The organism is Aeromonas sp. MTB (genome assembly GCF_056632455.1).
The window spans coordinates 3,408,750-3,428,402 of the sequence record NZ_CP147026.1 but is presented as its reverse complement, the minus strand read 5'-3'; the positions used below and the strand labels follow the sequence as shown (position 1 = coordinate 3,428,402).

The 19,653-nt window shown below is 59.6% G+C and carries 15 protein-coding genes; 10 read left to right on the top strand and 5 right to left on the bottom strand.

Annotated features, from left to right (window positions below):
- Positions 1-15: 15 nt before the first annotated feature.
- The 9 genes from bamA (at position 16) to accA (ending at position 11,840) form a co-directional block, all read left to right on the top strand.
- On the top strand, positions 16-2,547 hold the full coding sequence (gene bamA, locus WBR25_RS15550; RefSeq protein ID WP_021229212.1) for an outer membrane protein assembly factor BamA: 2,532 nt from the start codon (positions 16-18) through the stop codon (positions 2,545-2,547).
- A gap of 149 nt (positions 2,548-2,696) precedes the next feature.
- Positions 2,697-3,209 carry an OmpH/Skp family outer membrane protein gene (locus WBR25_RS15545; RefSeq protein ID WP_005338563.1) on the top strand — a complete coding sequence of 171 codons (513 nt, stop codon included), beginning with the start codon at positions 2,697-2,699 and terminating at the stop codon, positions 3,207-3,209.
- A gap of 3 nt (positions 3,210-3,212) precedes the next feature.
- The gene (lpxD, locus tag WBR25_RS15540; RefSeq protein ID WP_005338561.1) at positions 3,213-4,232 is read left to right on the top strand and encodes a UDP-3-O-(3-hydroxymyristoyl)glucosamine N-acyltransferase; all 1,020 of its coding nucleotides are present in this window, start codon (positions 3,213-3,215) and stop codon (positions 4,230-4,232) included.
- Between the two features lie 24 nt (positions 4,233-4,256).
- Positions 4,257-4,718, top strand: coding sequence for a 3-hydroxyacyl-ACP dehydratase FabZ (gene fabZ, locus WBR25_RS15535; RefSeq protein ID WP_005338559.1), 462 nt, complete (start codon positions 4,257-4,259; stop codon positions 4,716-4,718).
- A 5-nt stretch (positions 4,719-4,723) separates the two neighbouring features.
- Complete coding sequence (lpxA, locus tag WBR25_RS15530; protein WP_005338557.1) at positions 4,724-5,515, top strand: acyl-ACP--UDP-N-acetylglucosamine O-acyltransferase; 792 nt, start codon at positions 4,724-4,726, stop codon at positions 5,513-5,515.
- Positions 5,508-6,647: a lipid-A-disaccharide synthase gene (gene lpxB, locus WBR25_RS15525; protein ID WP_040098041.1), complete on the top strand. Its 1,140-nt coding sequence runs from the start codon at positions 5,508-5,510 to the stop codon at positions 6,645-6,647. Before lpxA ends, lpxB begins: the two co-directional genes overlap by 8 nt.
- A gap of 118 nt (positions 6,648-6,765) precedes the next feature.
- Positions 6,766-7,356: a ribonuclease HII gene (gene rnhB / locus WBR25_RS15520; RefSeq protein ID WP_005343795.1), complete on the top strand. Its 591-nt coding sequence runs from the start codon at positions 6,766-6,768 to the stop codon at positions 7,354-7,356.
- Between the two features lie 38 nt (positions 7,357-7,394).
- Positions 7,395-10,874, top strand: coding sequence for a DNA polymerase III subunit alpha (gene dnaE / locus WBR25_RS15515; protein WP_335864623.1), 3,480 nt, complete (start codon positions 7,395-7,397; stop codon positions 10,872-10,874).
- A 15-nt stretch (positions 10,875-10,889) separates the two neighbouring features.
- Complete coding sequence (gene accA, locus WBR25_RS15510) at positions 10,890-11,840, top strand: acetyl-CoA carboxylase carboxyl transferase subunit alpha (RefSeq protein ID WP_005338549.1); 951 nt, start codon at positions 10,890-10,892, stop codon at positions 11,838-11,840.
- A 314-nt stretch (positions 11,841-12,154) separates the two neighbouring features.
- Here accA and WBR25_RS15505 read toward each other — a convergent pair whose 3' ends face one another.
- Positions 12,155-12,337, bottom strand: a complete 183-nt coding sequence (locus WBR25_RS15505) for a DUF3545 family protein (protein ID WP_005338547.1) — start codon at positions 12,335-12,337, stop codon at positions 12,155-12,157.
- A gap of 160 nt (positions 12,338-12,497) precedes the next feature.
- Entirely contained in the window at positions 12,498-13,448 is a 951-nt protein-coding gene (gene tal / locus WBR25_RS15500; protein ID WP_139409993.1) for a transaldolase, read from the bottom strand.
- Between the two features lie 701 nt (positions 13,449-14,149).
- On the opposite strand from tal, the gene WBR25_RS15495 reads away from it, so the two are divergent.
- The gene (locus WBR25_RS15495) at positions 14,150-15,580 is read left to right on the top strand and encodes an alanine/glycine:cation symporter family protein (RefSeq protein WP_013724018.1); all 1,431 of its coding nucleotides are present in this window, start codon (positions 14,150-14,152) and stop codon (positions 15,578-15,580) included.
- A 62-nt stretch (positions 15,581-15,642) separates the two neighbouring features.
- Here the strand turns inward: WBR25_RS15495 and WBR25_RS15490 are convergent, their stop codons facing one another.
- From WBR25_RS15490 to WBR25_RS15480, 3 genes are read right to left on the bottom strand one after another with little or no spacing between them, the layout of a single operon-like run.
- Positions 15,643-17,655 carry a transglutaminase TgpA family protein gene (locus tag WBR25_RS15490; RefSeq protein WP_479748560.1) on the bottom strand — a complete coding sequence of 671 codons (2,013 nt, stop codon included), beginning with the start codon at positions 17,653-17,655 and terminating at the stop codon, positions 15,643-15,645.
- Complete coding sequence (locus tag WBR25_RS15485; protein WP_479748558.1) at positions 17,642-18,637, bottom strand: DUF58 domain-containing protein; 996 nt, start codon at positions 18,635-18,637, stop codon at positions 17,642-17,644. Before WBR25_RS15485 ends, WBR25_RS15490 begins: the two co-directional genes overlap by 14 nt.
- Positions 18,637-19,566, bottom strand: a complete 930-nt coding sequence (locus WBR25_RS15480) for an AAA family ATPase (protein WP_479748556.1) — start codon at positions 19,564-19,566, stop codon at positions 18,637-18,639. The genes WBR25_RS15485 and WBR25_RS15480 overlap by 1 nt, the downstream gene beginning before the upstream one ends.
- Positions 19,567-19,653 lie beyond the last annotated feature (87 nt).

Below are 19,653 nucleotides of genomic sequence, written 5' to 3'. Positions count from 1 at the left end.
ACACATAAGAACAAAATGGCTGTTAAAAAAGCATTGGTGTTGAGTTGCCTGCTGGGTGCCAGTTTCCTGGCCCAGGCGGCCCCTGCCTCTTTTGTGGTGCAAGATATCCAGGTCGAAGGTCTGCAACGGGTGACCCTGGGTGCCGCACTGTTGAACCTGCCGATCCGGGTCGGTGATACCGTCGACTCCGTGGCTCTGGCCAGCGCCATCAAAAAGCTCTATGCCTCGGGTAACTTCGAGGATGTGAAGGTTTACCGTGACGGCCAGGTGCTGCAGGTGATGGTCAAGGAGCGTCCGACCATCTCCAGTATCGAGTTTGCCGGCAACAAGGATATCAAAGAGGAGCAACTGACCCAGAGTCTGGAGTCCTCCGGCATCCGTGTGGGCGATCCGCTGGATCGCACCGTGCTCACCTCCCTCGAGAAGGGACTGGAAGATTTCTACTATGGCGTGGGTAAATACTCCGCCAAGGTCAAGGCCATCGTCACCCCGTTGCCGCGCAACCGGGTCGACCTCAAGTTCACCTTCGTGGAAGGGGAAGCGGCCAAGATCCAGCAGATCAACATCGTCGGCAACAGCGTCTTCCCGGAAGAGAAACTGATTGCCCAGCTCTCCCTGCGCGACGAAGTGCCCTGGTGGAACTTCACCGCCGATCAGCGCTATCAGAAACAGAAGCTGGCGGGTGATATCGAGACCCTGCGCTCCTACTACATGGATCGTGGCTATATCCGCTTCCAGCAGGAGTCTACCCAGGTCTCCATGACCCCCGACAAGAAGGGCGTTTACGTCACCCTCAACATCAAGGAAGGGGATCAGTACAAGGTCTCCGGTGTCCAGCTCAAGGGGGACCTGATCGATCGCGGTGGCGAGATGAAGGGATTGATCCCGATCGCTGCCGGCAGCACTTACTCTGCCAGTCAGGTGACTCATACCGAAGAGGTGCTCTCCAAGTTCCTCGGCCGTTACGGCTACGCCTATCCGAAAGTGGTCACCTTCCCGCAGATCAATGACAAGACCAAGGAAGTGGAGCTGATAGTCAACGTTGAGCCGGGCCCCCGTGTCTATGTGCGCAATATCAACTTCAGCGGTAACGCCACCACCGAAGATCAGGTACTGCGTCGCGAGATGCGCCAGATGGAGGGCACCTGGCTCTCCTCCGACAACATCGAGCAGTCCAAGAGTCGTCTCAACCGTCTTGGCTACTTCGAGAGCGTCGAAGTGGACACCAAGCGGGTGCCGGGCAACGATGACCTGGTTGACCTCGACTTCAAGGTCAAGGAGCAGCCAGCAGGCTCCATCAACGCCGGTATCGGTTACGGTACCGAATCGGGTCTGAGCCTGCAGGCGGGGATCTCCCAGGACAACTTTATGGGTACCGGTAAAAAGGTCTCCATCAACGCCAGCACCAACGACTACTCCAAGAACGTTGACCTGAGCTACAACGACCCCTACTTCACAGTGGATGGTGTCAGCCTGGGTGGTCGGGTCTATTACAACCAGTTCCGCGCCGATGATGCCGATATCGTTGATTACGAGAATGAAACCATCGGTTTCCGTCTCTCCAGCGGCTTCCCGGTCAACGAGTTCAACCGTCTCGACTTCAGTACCGGTATCGAGAGCACCAAGCTGAGCCGTCCGTCATTCAATGCCCAGAACTATCAGGAGTGTCTGAAGGACAATCCGGATACTGATGGCAATACCTACTGCTGGGATCAGTGGAATGATAACCGCCAGTCGGTACAGATGGATCAGTTCTGGAATGCTTACTCACAGGATGGTTCCAACCTCGACTTTGTGACCGTTGATGTCACCGCTGGCTGGACCCGCTCTACCCTGAACAAGGGGATGTTCCCGACTTCTGGCGATCGTCAGCGTATCAACGCCAAGGTGACCGTGCCGGGCATGGAGCTGCAGTACTACAAGCTCTCTGCCGAAGATGCCCACTACTTCCCGCTCGATGCGGATCATAGCTGGGTTATGATCGGCAAGGGTCGTGTCTCCTACGGTAACGGCTATGGCGATGACTCCATGCTGCCGTTCTTCGAGAACTACTATGCCGGTGGTTTCGATACGGTACGTGGCTTCAAGAGCAATACCATTGGTCCCAAGGCGATCTACAAGACCTACAACAAGCCGGGTGCTGGCAGTTGCACTGGTTCTCAGCCGTGTGAAACTGGCTACTATGAAGGTTCCGACACCTCGGTGGGGGGTAACGCTCTGGCCGTCGCCTCACTGGAGCTGGTCTTCCCGACCCCGTTCGTCTCCGAGACCTATCGTCCGCAGATCCGTTCAACCGTCTTTATGGACGCAGGTACCGTCTGGAGCACTGATTTTGCCAACGGGGCATATCCTTGCGCCGCCGGTTCTGATTGCAACTATCTGAGCCAGGACTACTCCAACCCGGGCAATATCCGGGTCTCTGCCGGTGTCTCCCTGCAGTGGCTCTCGCCGATGGGCCCGCTGGTGTTTGCCTTGGCCAAGCCGATCAAGAAATACGAAGGGGATCGCACCGAAGTCTTCTCCTTCAACATCGGTCGTACTTTCTAAGCAGAGTTTCGCCCCCACCCATGCGGTGGGGGTCTTCAATGATGGGACGCGCGGTATGCGTGCCTCACCAGGTAACAAGACGGTCCTAACGCCGCTTGCATAATCGGGTAAATCAGGTAGCCCTCGCCATGAGGGAACAAGGAGTAAGTGTGAATAAAGCGTTGAAAGTAGCTGGTTTGAGCTTTGCACTGATGGCTGCCGGCATGGGTTCTGCCTTCGCTGAGACCAAGATCGCCGTGGTTGATATGGGCGAAGTCTTCCAAAAGCTGCCCCAGCGTGAAGCCGTTGCAGCCAAGCTGAAAGGCGAATTCGAGCCGCGCATGCGTGAGCTGCAGAAGCTGGAACAGGAAGGCCAGAAGCTGGTCGAAAAGTTCCGCAAGGATGAAGCCTTCATGAGCGCCGAGCAGAAGAAGCAGAACCAGGAGAAGCTGGCCAAGCTGCAGATGGAGTTCAACCAGAAGCGTCAAGCCTTTGAGCAGGACAACGGCCGCCGTCAGTCCGAAGAGCGCAACAAGATCCTGACCAAGGTGCAGGCTGCCATCGATTCCATCGCCAAGAGCAATGGTTACGATCTGGTGTTGGAGCGCAATGCCGCCCCGTATGCCGCCAGCAAGCTGGACATCTCCGGCCAGGTTATTTCTCAGGTAAGCAAGAGCAACTAATTGATGGCATTCACTCTCGCACAGCTGGCCCAGCAACTGGGGGCCCAGGTCCATGGCGACGGAACCCTGGAAATCCGCAAGGTAGCGACACTGGAAAAGGCCGGGGAGGGGGATATCACCTTCCTGTCCAACAAGAAGTACCGACACTATCTGGAGCAGAGCAAGGCGACCGCCGTGCTCATTACAGAAGCGGATCTGCCATTTTGTCCCACCAATGCCCTGGTGCTCAAAGACCCCTATGTGGGCTTTGCCCGGGTAGCCCAACTGCTGGACACCACCCCGCAGCCGGCCACGGATATTCATCCGAGTGCCGTTATCGCGGCTGACGTGCAACTGGGCGAGAGAGTGGCCATCGGCGCCAATGCAGTGATCGAATCCGGCGTCGTGCTGGGTGACGATGTACGCATTGGCCCGGGCTGTTTTGTTGGCAAAAATACCCGGCTGGGAGCCCGCTCCCGGCTGTGGGCCAACGTCACCCTCTATCACAATGTGACCATGGGTACCGACTGTCTGGTTCAATCCGGCACAGTGATCGGCGCCGATGGTTTCGGTTATGCCAACGAGCGTGGCGAGTGGATCAAGATCCCCCAGCTCGGCGGTGTGACCATTGGCAACCGGGTCGAGATCGGTGCCTGTACCACCATTGACCGCGGTGCCCTGGAAGATACCCGCATCGCTGACAACGTCATCATCGACAACCAGTGCCAGATCGCCCACAACGTGGAGATCGGTTACGGCACCGCCGTGGCGGGCTCCACCGTGATGGCTGGTAGTCTCAAGGTCGGCAAATACTGTATCATTGGCGGCGCTTCCGTCTTTAACGGGCATATGGAGATCTGCGACCAGGCCACCGTCACCGGTATGGCCATGGTTATGCGACCCATTACCGAGCCCGGTGTCTACTCTTCCGGCATCCCTCTGCAAACCAATAAAGAGTGGCGCAAGACCGCCGCCCGGGTGATGCGTATCGAAGAGATGCACAAGCGGTTAAGCAAGCTTGAGAAGAAGCTGGATCAAGAATAATCACGATTGGTATAGGGTACTGTTTTGACTACTGAAAAGAAGAGCCTGGGTATCCAGGAAATCATGGATCTGCTGCCCCACCGTTATCCGTTTCTGATGGTGGATCGTGTAGACGACTACGAGATCAGCGATGAGCGCAAAACCCTGCGCGCCATCAAGAACGTCTCGTTCAACGAGCCGATCTTCCAGGGGCACTTCCCGGCCAAGCCGGTGTTCCCGGGCGTACTGATCCTGGAAGCGATGGCACAGGCCACCGGTATCCTGGCCTTTACAATGGTGGGCAAGCCGTCTCCCAACGAACTCTATTATTTTGCCTCAATCGACAACGCTCGCTTCAAGCGCCCGGTCGGCCCCGGTGACCAACTGGTGCTGGACGTGGAGTTCCTGAAGGAGCGTCGCGGTATTGCCAAGTTCACCGGTGTCGCCACCGTCGACGGTGAAGTGGTCTGTACCGCCGAGCTGATGTGCGCCAAACGCGAGGTTTAACACACGTGATCGACCAGACTGCCATCATTCACGATACAGCCATCGTCCATGAGTCTGCCGTGATCGGTAAAGGGGTTGAAATCGGCCCCTTTTCTGTCATCGGCGCCGAGGTGGAAATCGGTGACAACACCTGGGTAGGTTCCCATGTGGTGATCAAGGGCCCGACCAAGATTGGTCGTGGCAACAAGATCTTCCAGCACACCTCCATCGGTGAGGATTGCCAGGACAAGAAGTACGCCGGTGAGCGCACCTTCCTCGAGATTGGCGACAACAACGTCATTCGCGAGAACTGCACCTTCCACCGCGGCACCATTCAGGATCAGAGCCTGACCAAGGTGGGCAGCGGCAACCTGTTCATGGTCAACGTTCACGTTGCCCACGACTGCATCATCGGTGACAACTGCATCTTCGCCAACAACGCGACCCTGGCGGGCCACGTGGTGATCGGTGACTTCGTGATCTTTGGTGGCCTCTCCGCCATTCATCAGTTTGGTCGCGTCGGCTCCCACGCCTTCGTCGGTGGCTGCGCCGCCCTGAACAAGGACGTGCCGCCTTACGTGATGGCCGCCGGCAACTACGCCAAGCCGTTCGGGGTCAACTCCGAAGGTCTGCGTCGCCGCGGTTTCAGCGCCGAGGCCATCTCTGCCGTCAAGCGTGCCTACAAAGAGATCTTCCGCTCCGGCAAGACCATCGAAGAGGTGCTGCCTGTGCTGATCGAGATGGCGCAAGCCGAACCGGCCGTCCAGCTCTATGTGGACTTCCTCAAAGATAACGAGCGCGGGATCATCCGTGCCTGATCCGGTTCGTATCGGTATCGTCGCCGGAGAGGTCTCCGGCGACATTCTGGCTGCCGGTCTGGTGCGCGAGCTGCAAGCCCGCTACCCGGATGCGCAGTTCGAAGGGATCGCCGGGCCGCGGATGCAGGCCCTCGGCGTCAAGGCCCTGTTCGAGATGGAAGAGCTCTCCGTCATGGGGATCACCGAGGTGCTTGGCCGTCTGCCGCGCATCCTCAAGGTTCGTCGCGAACTGCTGCGCCACTTTATTGCCAATCCGCCCGATATCTTCATCGGCGTGGATGCGCCGGATTTCAATATCGGAGTGGAGCTGAAACTGCGCCGCGCCGGTATCAAGACGGTTCACTATGTCAGCCCCTCTGTGTGGGCCTGGCGTCAGAACCGCATTCACAAGATCAAGGCCGCTACCGACATGGTGCTCGCCTTCCTGCCGTTCGAGAAAGCCTTCTACGACCGCTTCGACGCCCCTTGCCGTTTTGTCGGTCACACCATGGCGGACGATATTCCGCTGGTGCCGGATCAGGCTGCCGTGCGTCGCAATCTCGGTATCGATGCCAATCGCCGCTGGCTGGCGGTGCTACCGGGCAGCCGCACCGCAGAAGTGGGCTTTATGTCACCGCTGTTTCTCGAGGCGTGCAAACACCTGACGGTGCGCTATCCGGATCTCGGCTTCATTGTGCCGCTGGTCAACCAGAAACGGCGCGAGCAGTTTATGGCCATCAAGGCCGAGGTTGCGCCGGGTCTTGACATGGTGCTGCTGGAAGGGCAGGGCCGCGAGGCGATGATCGCCGCCGACGTGGTGATGCTGGCCTCCGGCACCGCGGCGCTCGAAGCCATGCTGGTGAAAAAGCCGATGGTGGTGGGCTACAAGCTCAAGCCCTTCAGCTACTGGCTGGCCCAGCGACTGGTGAAGACCGAATTTGTCTCTCTGCCCAACCTGCTGGCCGGTCGCATGCTGGTGCCGGAACTCATCCAGCACGAGTGCACCCCGGAGAATCTGGTGGAAGAGGTGAGCAAGTACTTCGAGCACGACAACAGTGCGCTGGTCAACACCTTCACCGAGCTGCACCAGCTGATCCGCTGTAATGCCGACTCGCAGGCCGCCGATGCGGTGGCGGATCTGCTCGGCAGATAACGCTATTTCGGACCGTCGATTGCGCCGCGCTACCCGTTCATTCGTTTTCGAGCGGTAATGCCGCGCCAGTCGACCCCTGTCAGGCCCCACGGGGCCTGTTTTGATTCAAGGCTACAAGATGATGATCGATATTCCTGACGACAAGCTGGTTGCCGGTGTGGACGAAGTGGGCCGTGGCCCCCTGGTGGGTGATGTGGTCACCGCTGCGGTCATTCTCGATCCCGCCAATCCCATTGTCGGGCTGGCTGACTCCAAGAAGCTCTCCGAGAAGAAGCGCCTCGCCCTGTTTGACGAGATCAAAGAGAAAGCGCTCGCTTGGGCCATTGGTCGCGCCACTCCGGAGGAGATCGACGAGCTCAACATCCTGCATGCCACCATGCTGGCGATGCAGCGCGCCGTGGCGGGGTTGAAGGTCACCCCCGAGCTGGTCTTTATCGATGGCAACCGTTGCCCTGCATTGCCGATGGAAGCGCGTGCCGTGGTCAAGGGCGATAGCCTGGTGGCCGCCATCAGCGCCGCTTCTATCCTCGCCAAGGTGACCCGAGATGCGGAGATGACCGAGCTGGACAGCCGTCATCCCGAATATGGTTTTGCCCGTCACAAGGGTTATCCGACTGCGGAGCACCTCGCCATTCTGGCCGAGCGTGGCCCGCTGCCCGAATATCGCAAGAGCTTCAAACCGGTGCGCCGCGCACTGGGGATCGAGTAGACCATGCCATTTAGTTTGAGCAGCGAGAGGAGATGACGATGGCTGACCCCCGTTTTATCCACCTGCGAGTCCACTCCGACTTCTCCATGGTCGATGGCCTGCAGAAGATCAACCCCATCGTCGGGGCGGCTGCGGCCAACAACATGCCGGCGCTGGCGCTGACCGATCAGATGAACATGTGCGGTCTGGTGCGCTTCTATGGCGCGGCCCACGGCAAGGGGATCAAGCCCATCGTCGGTGCCGACTTCTGGGTGCAGAGCGATGAGCTCGGCGACGAGCAGTTCCGTCTCACCCTGCTAGCCATGGATAACGACGGCTACCAGAACATCACCCTGCTTATTTCCCGCGGTTACCAGCGCGGCCACGTGCAAGGGAGGCCGGTTATCGACAAGAGCTGGCTCGCCGAGCATGCTAAGGGGGTGATCGTCCTCTCCGGCGGCCGCGAGGGGGATGTGGGCAAGTTCCTGCTCAAGGGCAACCGGCAGATGACCGAGCAGTGCGTCGCCTTCTATCAGACCCACTTCCCCGATGCCTACTACCTCGAACTGCTGCGTACCGGTCGACCCGACGAAGAGGTCTACTTGCACATGGCGGTGGCCATCGCCACCGAGTTCGAGCTGCCAGTGGTCGCCACCAACGAGGTGGTGTTCCTCAACGCCGATGACTTCGATGCCCACGAGATCCGGGTTGCCATCCACGATGGCTATACCCTGATGGACAAACGCCGTCCCCGTCGCTACAGCCCCCAGCAGTACCTGCGCAGTCAGGAGGAGATGGCGGAGCTGTTTGCCGATATCCCCGAAGCGCTGGAAAACACGGTGGAGATCGCCAAGCGCTGCAACGTGACGGTGCGTCTTGGCGAATACTTCCTGCCCAACTTCCCGACCGGTGACATGACTACCGAAGATTTTCTGGTGGCCAAATCGAAAGAGGGTCTGGAGGAGCGTCTCGAGTTTCTGTTCCCGGATCCGGCGGTGCGGGCCGAGCGCCGTCCCGAGTATGACGAGCGCCTCGATGTCGAGCTGAAAGTGATCAACCAGATGGGCTTCCCGGGTTACTTCCTCATCGTGATGGAGTTTATCCAGTGGTCCAAGGACAACGGCATTCCCGTTGGCCCGGGTCGGGGCTCGGGGGCGGGTTCTCTGGTGGCCTACGCCCTCAAGATCACTGACCTCGACCCGCTGGAATTTGACCTGCTGTTCGAACGTTTCTTGAACCCTGAGCGGGTATCCATGCCCGACTTCGACGTCGACTTCTGTATGGACCGGCGCGACGAGGTGATTGAGCACGTCTCCGACATGTATGGTCGGGATGCGGTCTCCCAGATCATCACCTTCGGTAGCATGGCGGCCAAGGCAGTAGTGCGGGACGTGGGCCGGGTGCTGGGCCACGCTTACGGCTTTGTGGATCGTATCTCCAAGCTGATCCCGCCGGATCCGGGCATGACGCTGGCCAAGGCGTTCGAGGCCGAGCCCAAGCTGCCCGAGCTCTACGAGCAGGATGAGGAGGTCAAAGACCTCATCGACATGGCTCGCCGTCTCGAAGGGGTGGTGCGCAACGCCGGTAAACACGCCGGTGGCGTGGTGATCGCGCCCACCAAGATCACCGACTTTGCGCCGCTCTATTGCGATGATGAGGGCCATCACCCGGTCACCCAGTTCGACAAGAACGACGTGGAGTACGCCGGTCTGGTGAAGTTCGACTTCCTGGGTCTGCGCACCCTCACCATCATCGACTGGGCGCTCGGCATGATAAACCCGCGTCTTGCCAAAGAGGGCAAGCCGCCGGTGGACATCGCCGCCATCCCCATCGATGACAAGAAGTCGTTCGACCTGCTGCAGCGCTACGAGACCACCGCGGTATTCCAGCTGGAATCCCGCGGTATGAAGGATCTCATCAAGCGGCTGCGCCCCGACTGCTTCGAAGACATGATCGCTCTGGTGGCCCTGTTCCGACCGGGCCCGCTCCAGTCAGGCATGGTGGATAACTTCATCGACCGCAAACACGGTAATGAAGCGATCTCCTATCCGGACGAGAAGTGGCAGCACGAGAGCCTGAAACCGATTCTGGAGCCCACCTACGGCATCATCCTCTATCAGGAGCAGGTGATGCAGATCGCCCAGACCCTGGCGGGTTATACCCTGGGGGGCGCAGATATGCTGCGCCGGGCTATGGGTAAGAAGAAGCCCGAGGAGATGGCCAAGCAGCGAGCCGGTTTCGAGGAGGGCGCCGTCAGGAATGGCGTCGACGGCGAACTGGCGATGAAGATCTTCGATCTGGTGGAGAAGTTTGCGGGCTACGGCTTTAACAAATCCCACTCCGCCGCCTACGCGCTGGTCTCCTACCAGACCCTCTGGCTCAAGACCCACTTCCCGGCCGAGTTCATGGCGGCGGTGATGACCGCCGATATGGACAACACCGACAAGATCGTGACCCTGGTGGATGAGTGTCAGCGGATGGGGCTTACCGTGATCCCGCCGGATGTGAACACCGGTCGCTATCGCTTCTCGGTCAACGAAGATGGTCATATCGTCTACGGGATCGGGGCGGTGAAAGGGGTGGGTGAAGGCCCTATCGACGCTATCCTCAGCGCCCGGGATCAGGACGGCCCGTTCCGCGATCTGTTCGACTTCTGCAACCGGGTCGATATCAAGAAGCTAAACAAGCGGGTGATGGAGAAGCTCATCCTCTCCGGCGCCATGGATCGGCTCGGCCCCCACCGCGCCGCCCTGATGGCAACGCTGGAGGAGGCGATGCGTGCCGCCGAGCAGCACGCCAAGGCGCAGGCGGTGGGGCAGGTCGACATGTTCGGCGTGCTCACCGAAGAGATTGACGACGTCAAGAAGGCGTTTGCCAACGTGCCGCACTGGCCTGACAAGGTATGGCTGGAAGGGGAGCGCGAGACCCTCGGACTCTATCTCACCGGCCACCCCATCAACCAGTACAGCAGCGAATTGCGTCGTTATACCTCGGGTCGCCTGTGCGATCTGCATCCCACCTCCCGCGATACCGTGACCACGGCGGCGGGGCTGGTGATTGCGGCCCGCAGCATGGTGACCAAGCGTGGTAACAAGATGGGGATCTTCACCCTGGACGACCGTTCCGGTCGCCTCGATGTGACCCTGTTCAGTGAAGCGCTGGAAAAATATGAAGAATTGATGCAAAAGGACCGCATTTTGGTGGTTTCTGGACAGGTCAGCTTTGATGACTTCTCCGGTGGCCTTAAAATGTCGGCTCGAGAATTACTGGATATCAACGATGCGAGGGAGCGTTTTGCCAGAGCAATCCGCATCTCCCTCGATGAACAGCGGATTGATGATCGCTTTTTCCCGCGTTTGTGCGAGATTTTGGAGCCCGCCCGTGCCGGAGTCTGTCCGGTTCAGGTAAACTATCGTCGCCCCGGCTCCCGGGTGCGATTGACGCTCGGTACCGAGTGGCGGGTGACGCCCACCGATCAACTGATAGATGACTTGCGAGTCCTGCTTGGACGAGAGCGGGTTGAATTGGTTTTTGATTAGAGGTTCTAAGGCCCTATGAGTCTTTTTCTGGATTTTGAACAGCCGATTGCCGAGTTGCAGGCGCAGATTGATGAACTCAAACATGTGAGTGAAGGCAATCACGCCGTGGATCTGAAAGACGAGATCCGCCGGCTGGAGAAGAAAAACGAAGAGCTGACCAAGAAGATCTTCGGTGATCTGGGTGCCTGGCAGGTATCCCAGATGGCGCGTCATCCCCAGCGCCCCTACACCTTTGACTATATCGAGCATATCTTCACCGATTTCGACGAGTTGGCTGGCGATCGCGCCTATGCCGATGACAAGGCTATCGTCGGCGGCATCGCCCGTCTCGACGGTGAGCCGGTGATGGTGATTGGTCACCAGAAGGGTCGCGAGACCAAAGAGAAGATCAAGCGTAACTTCGGCATGCCGCGTCCGGAAGGATACCGCAAGGCCCTGCGTCTGATGGAGATGGCCGAGCGCTTCAAGATGCCGATCATCACCTTTATCGATACCCCGGGCGCTTACCCCGGCGTCGGTGCCGAAGAGCGTGGCCAGTCCGAAGCGATTGCCCGCAACCTGAAAGTGATGGCCGGTTTGACCGTGCCGGTTGTCTGCACCGTGATTGGTGAGGGTGGCTCCGGTGGTGCGCTGGCAATCGGCGTGGGTGACCGGGTCAACATGCTGCAATACTCCACCTACTCCGTCATCTCGCCGGAAGGGTGTGCCTCCATCCTGTGGAAGAGCGCTGACAAAGCTTCTGTGGCTGCCGAAGCGATGGGTATCACTGCCCAGCGTCTGAAAGAGCTCAAGCTGATCGACCATGTGATCGACGAGCCCCTCGGCGGTGCCCACCGCGATGTGGAGAAGATGGCCAAAAACCTCAAGGCCCGCATCAAGCAGGATCTGGACGCCCTGCGTCCGCTCGATACCGAGCAACTGCTGGAGCAGCGCTACCAGCGTCTGCTGGGCTACGGGTACTGCTAAGCGCAGCCGTCACCCCCGAGTATTCAGGCCCCCGTCATCGACGGGGGCTTTTTATTGCGGTTGATCTGTCATTCAGGTGAGTGCCCCAACGTGCCCTGAAACGGCGCCGCTCACTCTTCGCGGGTGAGGGGTAGGGTTGGTATGCCATGCCGTTGGTGAGGGCTGTCAGGGACTGCGGCAACGCGTTGTCTGTCGCCTGCCCGCTGCATCCTGTGGCATCGTTAGCGGTGGCATGACAAGCAGCTTGATCATCCGATAGCGGCATAAAAAAGCGCCCCGGCTGTGCGGAGCGCTTTTACAAGTGTCTGGCGGTATTACAGTTCAATCTCGTCTGTAAGACCTTCATAGGCGATATCGATGGATTGCAGCTCCTTCTGCAGGCGATGTTTGTCTTTCAACGCCTCGATTTCACGCCATTTACGTTTTTTTCCCGTTGTCCCGCGGCTACGCGAACCGAGTTCAACCACCTCGTCATAATCGAAGTTGAACATTTCCATGGCTCCCTCCTTGGTTTTTATCGTTTTCACCACCCGTATAACATAACGAATCTGAAATTAAAACGTTTTCGTGACGACTCTATGACAGCGCTAAAAAAGCCCATGAAAAAAAACCGGGCCCCTTGGTGGGGGCCCGGTTTTTATCAGAAAAAAGAACCGATTACAGGCGGCTTGCCAGCATGGTTTCCAGCTTGCCCTGGTCGATGGCGAACATGCGGATGCCTTCGCCCAGCTTCTCGTGAGCCATGGCATCCTGGTTCAGTTCCCAGCGGAATTCGGCTTCGGTCATCGGAGTCGGTTTGGCCTTGCGCTCACCGGTGTAGTCCAGTTTGCGTACCACGGCGCCTTCGGTCTTGCTCAGCTCTTCCAGCAGGGCTGGGCCAATGGTCAGGCGGTCGCAACCGGCCAGTTCCAGGATCTCGCCGGTATTGCGGAAGCTGGCGCCCATCACCACGGTCGGGTAGTCGTGCTGCTTGTAGTAGTTGTAGATGGAGGTGACGGAGACCACGCCCGGATCTTCGCTGGCGGTGTAGTCACGGTTGTGCTTGGCCTTGTACCAGTCGAGGATGCGGCCTACGAACGGGGAGATCAGGAAGGCACCGGCTTCGGCACAGGCACGGGCCTGGGCGAAGGAGAACAGCAGGGTCAGGTTGCACTGGATACCCTCTTTCTCCAGTACTTCAGCGGCACGGATCCCTTCCCAGGTGGAGGCCAGCTTGATCAGAATGCGGTCGTTGCTGATGCCGGCTTCGTTGTAGAGACGGATCAGTTTGCGGGCCTTGGCGATGCTGGCTTCGGTATCGAAGGAGAGACGGGCATCCACTTCGGTAGATATGCGGCCCGGAACGATCTTCAGCACTTCCAGACCGATGTTGACGGCCAGCTTGTCGCCCGCGTCGATGATTTGCTGTGCCTTGTCCTGGCTCTGGGCTTTGGCCCAGTTGATGGCGTCTTCGATCAGCGGAGCGTACTCGGGGATCTCGGAGGCCTTCAGAACCAGAGAGGGGTTGGTGGTGGCATCGATGGGCTGATAGCGTTTGATGGCTTCGATATCACCGGTGTCGGCAACAACAGTGGTCAGGGCTTTCAGCTGGGTTAATTTATCGGCCATAGCGAATATCATCTCTTAATGAGGGAGTAATCCCTGGGTTGCGGGCTTGAGACGGTGGTTCTGAAATAAAATTACAGGATCTTGGTGCCTCAGGCTCAGAAAAGCGCGATGGGGGCGGCCCATCGTCATTGCCTGCCTAATTAATACTGATGTGCTGCATCCTGCAATAGGGGCGCTTGGTTGTTAAACATTCAGGCTGTTGAGTCATCCCGTTTTATGGCTTGAAACTATATGATTAGTAAGGTTTTTTACATTTCCTCCCGACCTCGCTCCGGTTTGCTTTCAGCTGAACTTTTTTAGCCAATATCTATATTTGTGTCGTCGATCACATAAATTATCTCGCTACGTACTTGAAATTTAATTACAGCGAAAACGTTTGGCGAAATGTCTCCGTTTGAAAGCCATTTCATGCAAGCGTTTGCGTTTTCGCATAGCTCATCAGGGATATATCAAAAAGGTTCTCTTATGGGGCTTAATGGTGGCCTGTCTGATTGAATTATTGAGTTTGTTGAAAGTTTGCGATTTAAATGGAGCTTTATGGGCTTTTACCGTTCGTTTTTTGTGTCTCGCGTGACCGGGATCACTATTCCGGGCTCTCCCGCTGTGCTAGATTCCGCCCCTTTAGCGAAACGCTAATTAAACGACAGACAGAAAACGGTCAGCGCAGACTGACCATGGATGTGAATAACAACGAGAGAATTATGGACACCTTGATTGCGATGCTAAACGACCTGATGTGGGGAGCCGTGCTCATCTACCTGCTCATCGGGGTCGGTATCTTTTTCACCTTCCGCCTGGGTTTTATCCAGATCCGTCACTTTGGCCACATGTTTTCCGTGCTGAAAAACAGCCGTAAATCGGACAACGCGGGCATCTCCTCCTTCCAGGCCCTCTGTACCAGCCTTGCCGCCCGTGTCGGCACCGGCAACCTGGCCGGTGTGGCTGTCGCCATCTATCTGGGTGGCCCCGGCGCCATCTTCTGGATGTGGCTGATTGCCTTTATCGGCATGGCGACCGCCTTCGTCGAAAGCACCCTGGCCCAGCTCTACAAGGTCAAGGATGAGGATGGCAACTACCGTGGTGGCCCGGCCTACTACATGGAGAAAGGCCTTGGCATGCGCTGGATGGGGGTGGTGTTTTCGCTCTGCCTGATCCTGGCATTTGGTCTGGTGTTCAACGCGGTGCAGGCCAACTCCATCAGTCTGGCGATGAAGGTGGCGTTTGGCATTCCTGACTGGGTCAGCGGTCTGGCGCTGGTGGCGCTCTCCGGCCTGATTATCTTCGGCGGCATTCGTGGCATCGCCCGTTTTGCCGAGCTGGTGGTGCCCTTTATGGCACTGGCTTATATCCTGCTGGCGCTGGTGATCGTGGCGATGAACATCACCGAGTTGCCTCATGTTTTCATGCTGATCATCAAGTCCGCCTTCGGGATTGAGCAGGCAGGCTCAGGTGCGCTCGGTTATGCCATCTCCCAGGCGATGATCAACGGTATCAAGCGCGGTCTCTTCTCCAACGAAGCAGGGATGGGCTCTGCGCCCAACGCTGCGGCGACTGCCACTCCCTATCCGCCGCACCCGGCCTCCCAGGGTTATGTGCAGATGCTGGGGGTCTTTATGGACACCATCGTTATCTGCAGCTGTACCGCCGCCATCATCCTGATGTCCGGTCAGTTTGAGCCGGGCTCCGGCGTGACAGGTGTCGAGCTGACCCAGCGGGCGCTCTCCTCCCAGATTGGCAGCGGTGGCAACATCTTCATTGCTGCGGCCATCTTCTTCTTCGCCTTCACCTCTATCGTGGCGAACTACTCCTATGCCGAGACCAATCTGGTGTTCCTCGAGCACAACCACAAGGGTGGCCTGATGCTGTTCCGGGTGTTCGTGCTGGGGATGGTGATGTTCGGTGCCGTGGGTGAGTTGCCGATCGTGTGGGCGATGGCGGATGTCTCCATGGGACTGATGGCCATCGTCAACCTGGTGGCGATCCTGCTGCTCTCCAGCGTCGCCATCAAGCTGGCCAAGGATTACAACGACCAGCTCCGGCTGGGCAAGGTGCCCACCTTCGATGCCAACAAATACCCCGAGATCCGTTCCCAGCTGGAAGAGGGGATCTGGGACAATCCGACCAAAAAGTAACAAGCGGTGAGTCAGACCTCTTGATTAAAACCTGAAGGGGGAGCCGGTGGCTCCCCCTTCTTTTATGAGCCGCTCTTCGGCGGCTGATCCCAGCGCTGGGCGAGCTGTCTGACACGCCGTCGTAACTGGCGCCCGCAGCGCCCTTGTTGCCGTTCGCTGAGGGGGGCATAACGCCAGAGTCGATAGAGCCACGCACTCTTTAGCAGGGGGTGGGCAAGGTCGGGACGCAGCCGCGCCAGCCGCTCGCACCATGCCCCCATGCTCTCGGCTGGCTCTGGTGGGTAGCCGCTGTGTTTACCCCGTTTGAGCAGGGGCTGCCAGATGCGCCGCTCTGGCGGCAGGCGGGCGGGCAACAGCAGGGGTAGGCTCACCAGCAGGGCGACCAGCATCAGGCTGGCGAGGATCAACCAGGGAGTGTGCCCCGTCAGTGCAGGCCAGCACAGGCCAATTTGCTGCCATAGCTGACCCGCATCGTAACCAATCACCCAGCGACTCCACTGGTAGTCGATATTGTTGCCCCACCAGCGCAGTTGATTGAGCAGGGCCCAGTTGCGATAACGCTGCAAAGCAAGCGGGTCGGCGGCGGTAAACTCGTCGCTCAGCGCTTCCCTCACGCCGCCTTCAATACGCTCCGGCGCCACTGCAGCCGTGGGGTCGATTCGCCGCCATGTTCCTCCTTTATCGAGATACTCCACCCAGGCGTGGGCATCGAACTGGTGTACCGCCAGATATTTGCCCGTGGGATTCCACTCGCCGCCGAGATAACCGGTGACCAGCCGTGCCGGAATACCGGCAGCGCGTAGCACGAAGGCAGTCGCCATGGCGTAGTGGCCGCAAAAGCCGCGCCGAGTATCGAACAGGAACTCATCCACCCCGTCACTGCCAAGCCGTGGCGGGGTCAGAGTGTAGTAATAGGATTGGCTGCGAAACTGTTCGAGCAGGGCGGCGACCAGCTCTGCGCGATCCGGGTGGCGTGCGGCCAGCCCTTGGCCGTGAGCGCGCGCTCTCAGGTTGCCTCCGGCTGGCAGTTGCAGGTTGCGCTGGGCGGCTTGGCTATCATCCTCGATCTGTTCTTCGCCGCGGCCAATGCGATAACGGATCGCCACCTCGCCGCTCCCCTGCCGATAGAGGGTGTCGAGAGGGGTGAGCAGAACCGGGCCCGCCAGCAGACGCGGTTCACTCAGGGCAAAGGCCCAGCGGTGGCGCTGAGGCTCGGCGATCACCTCGTAGCTCCCGGCTGGCAACGGGCTATCTGCCAGTTGAGTGTTGGCCTGAGAAGATGCCAGAAGGGTGAGCCCGGTCTGCACCGGCACTGTCTGCTGCCATGCTTTGACCTCGGGGCTCAGCAACCAGCGCTGGCCATCTAAAACTTCTTGGCGCATCACCGGAAAGTAGCGCTCGCGGGCAGGGGGCGGGCCATCGGCAAAAGTGACCCGAAACGCCAGTTCCGAGGAGTTGACCAGTTCGCTGATATCGCCGGGGGTCAGCTCTTCCGAGAGCCCCGACAGGGCGCGGCTGGTGGTGGTCATCTGCCAGAGGGGCGGGAGTCTTGGCAGCAGCAAAAACAGGGTGATAAGCAGGGGAAGCGCCAGCAGCAGGGCGCCGCCCGCGCTGCGCCAAGGCCGTTTCTGCTCGGGGGCGATGGCGGCCACCAGCGCGGTCACTGCCAGCCAGAGCGCCACTCCCATCCCGGCCGTCCAGCCGATGCTCTGTCGCTGCACCAGCGCCAGCGCGATCAGAAAGAAGGCGAGCAGCAGCACCTGCTCGATATCCCGCTCGCGCCGTACCTCGATCATCTTGAGGCTATAGCCGAGCCAGAGCAGATTGATCAGGGCTGGCAGGGTTCCTAGCCCACGCCACTGCAGCCCCAGCAACAGTACAGTGGTGATGGCCAGCAGCGCCAACCCGCGGGCAGGCAGGGGCGGCCAGCCGCGCCACAGCATCATGGCCCGGACGCCGAGGGTGATGGCGCCCACTGTTACTACCCAGAGTTGCAACTGGGGCCAGAGCGCAGCGACCAACAGCAGCTGTTGCAGGGCGATGAGTGGCAGCAGGCGGCGGTTATCGAGCAGCATCGGGCGTGCTCTTCGGTGGTGTGGCATCGAATCGGGCCAGTGCCAGCAGGCAGCGCAGCACAAAGGCGGCGCCGCTATCGGGCCCCAGCGTCTGGTTTGCCAGCGTCAGGGTGAAGGGGATGCCCCGCTTGCCGTAATCGACGCACCACCAGGCCAGCACCGCCAGCCGCTGCTCCAGATCCCCACCCGCGACCCGCTGCAAGGTGAGGTGAGTGTCATCCTGCTGCGGTTCATTGAACTGCTTGGTCAGCAGGCCGCGCCCCTGGGCAAGTTGCTTCCAGGCGACCCGGCTCAGTGGTTCACCGGCCTGATGTGTCCGCAGGGTATCGAAGTCACCGAGAGTAGCTGGCGCTGGCTGGCCCTGATGCCCCTCGCTTTCGGTCGCATGTTCCCCTCTTAGCGCCCCGAACGCCGGTTTGGGGGCGAGCCAGCCCTCCAGCTGCAAGTCCAGCAGGGACCAGCAGCGAAACAGACCGAGGGGGTAGCGGCTCTCGACCCGCAATCGACCAAGGAGCAGTGGCCCGCGGTGCGAGCCCGATACTGGCAGGATAACTGAGCTGGGCACAGCGTCGGCCTGTGCGAGCCAGAGAATCCCTTCGTTGAGGCTAAAACGCAGTGCCTGCACCGGGCGCGGGCTCTGCACCAAGATACGGATAGGAAGCTGGTTTCCCGCTTCCCCCAGTACCAGCGGGCCTCCCAGTAGCTCCAGCCCCAGCAGGTTGCGGTGGGTGAGCCACATGGCTGCCATAAACAGGCTGCCGAGGCAGTAGGCCACCAGCAGTACCAGATTGTTCTGGTAGTTGGTGCCTAGCAGATAGATGGCGAGCAGCACCAGCAGATAGAGCAGCCCCATGCGGGTGGGGAGGATAAAGAGGCTGCGGGTACCCAGCGTGATCTGGCGGGCCGGGGGAATGCGGCGGTCGAGCCAGCGTCGCTGCCAGCGGGCTCGCCACTGCTGCCAACGGTTTAGCAATTTGCTCATCAGGGATTGTCCGGATCGACCCTGGCCAGCAGCCGCTGGCTCAGGGGACAGGCTTCGCCGTGCTGTACGCCAAAGCTGCCCCGCAGCCGATGCTCGGCCACATAGGGGAAGACTGCCTGCACATCCTCCACCGTGACAAAGCGCCGCCCGGCTACCAGCGCCCAGGCCCGGCTCACCGCCAGCAAGCTCTGGGCTGCACGGGGGGAGAGGGGCTGTGGCAGATCCCCAGCAAAGCGGCTCTGGTGCACCAGCGCCAGCAGGTAGTCGAGGGTGGCATCGGAAACATGGATAGCATCCCCTTCGCTTTGCAAGGTGGCGAGTCCGGCAGCATTCAGCATGGCGGGCAACGGGCCAGTCGGCTGGTTGCCGCGCAGCAACTGGCGCTCCGCCTCTCGCGGCGGAAAACCCAGCGAGAGTCGCACGGCGAAGCGGTCGAGTTGGGACTCCGGCAGTGGATAGGTGCCCGCCTGATCCGCCGGGTTCTGGGTGGCGATGACGAAAAACGGATCGGGGAGGGGATGCGTATTCCCCTCAATGCTCACCTTGCCCTCTGCCATCGCCTCCAGCAGGGCGCTTTGTACTTTGGGGCTGGCGCGGTTGATCTCGTCCGCCAGCAGTACCTGGGTGAAGATGGGGCCGGGGTGAAAGCGAAATGTTTGCTGCTGGGGGTCAAAGATCTGCAACCCCAGCAGGTCGGCGGGGAGCAGATCGGCGGTGAACTGCATCCGCCGGCATGCCAGCCCCAGTACCTGTGCCAGCGCGTGGGCCAGGGTGGTTTTGCCCATACCGGGCAGATCCTCGATCAGCAGATGACCGCGCGCCAGCAGGGTCACCAGCGCGATTTTCAGTTGCAGCGGCTTGCCCAGAATGACTTGCTCCAGTGCTGACAGCAGCCCGGCAATCTGCTCTTCTCTCTCCATTCCCTTCATACACATTCCCTGTATTGCGTCGCACCTACAGCTTATACGCCCGCAAGGGTAAAGGCGGATAACTGACGGGCGGTAAAAGTGCTGCGC

Coding starts and splice junctions, on each gene's coding strand:
- WBR25_RS15485 (WP_479748558.1), bottom strand. CDS start 18,637: ATGAGCAAATTGCTAAACCGTTGGCAGCAGTGGCGAGCCCGCTGGCAG.
- tal (WP_139409993.1), bottom strand. CDS start 13,448: ATGGCCGATAAATTAACCCAGCTGAAAGCCCTGACCACTGTTGTTGCC.
- WBR25_RS15495 (WP_013724018.1), top strand. CDS start 14,150: ATGGACACCTTGATTGCGATGCTAAACGACCTGATGTGGGGAGCCGTG.
- WBR25_RS15490 (WP_479748560.1), bottom strand. CDS start 17,655: ATGCTGCTCGATAACCGCCGCCTGCTGCCACTCATCGCCCTGCAACAG.
- WBR25_RS15505 (WP_005338547.1), bottom strand. CDS start 12,337: ATGGAAATGTTCAACTTCGATTATGACGAGGTGGTTGAACTCGGTTCG.
- lpxD (WP_005338561.1), top strand. CDS start 3,213: ATGGCATTCACTCTCGCACAGCTGGCCCAGCAACTGGGGGCCCAGGTC.
- dnaE (WP_335864623.1), top strand. CDS start 7,395: ATGGCTGACCCCCGTTTTATCCACCTGCGAGTCCACTCCGACTTCTCC.
- accA (WP_005338549.1), top strand. CDS start 10,890: ATGAGTCTTTTTCTGGATTTTGAACAGCCGATTGCCGAGTTGCAGGCG.
- WBR25_RS15480 (WP_479748556.1), bottom strand. CDS start 19,566: ATGAAGGGAATGGAGAGAGAAGAGCAGATTGCCGGGCTGCTGTCAGCA.
- bamA (WP_021229212.1), top strand. CDS start 16: ATGGCTGTTAAAAAAGCATTGGTGTTGAGTTGCCTGCTGGGTGCCAGT.
- rnhB (WP_005343795.1), top strand. CDS start 6,766: ATGATGATCGATATTCCTGACGACAAGCTGGTTGCCGGTGTGGACGAA.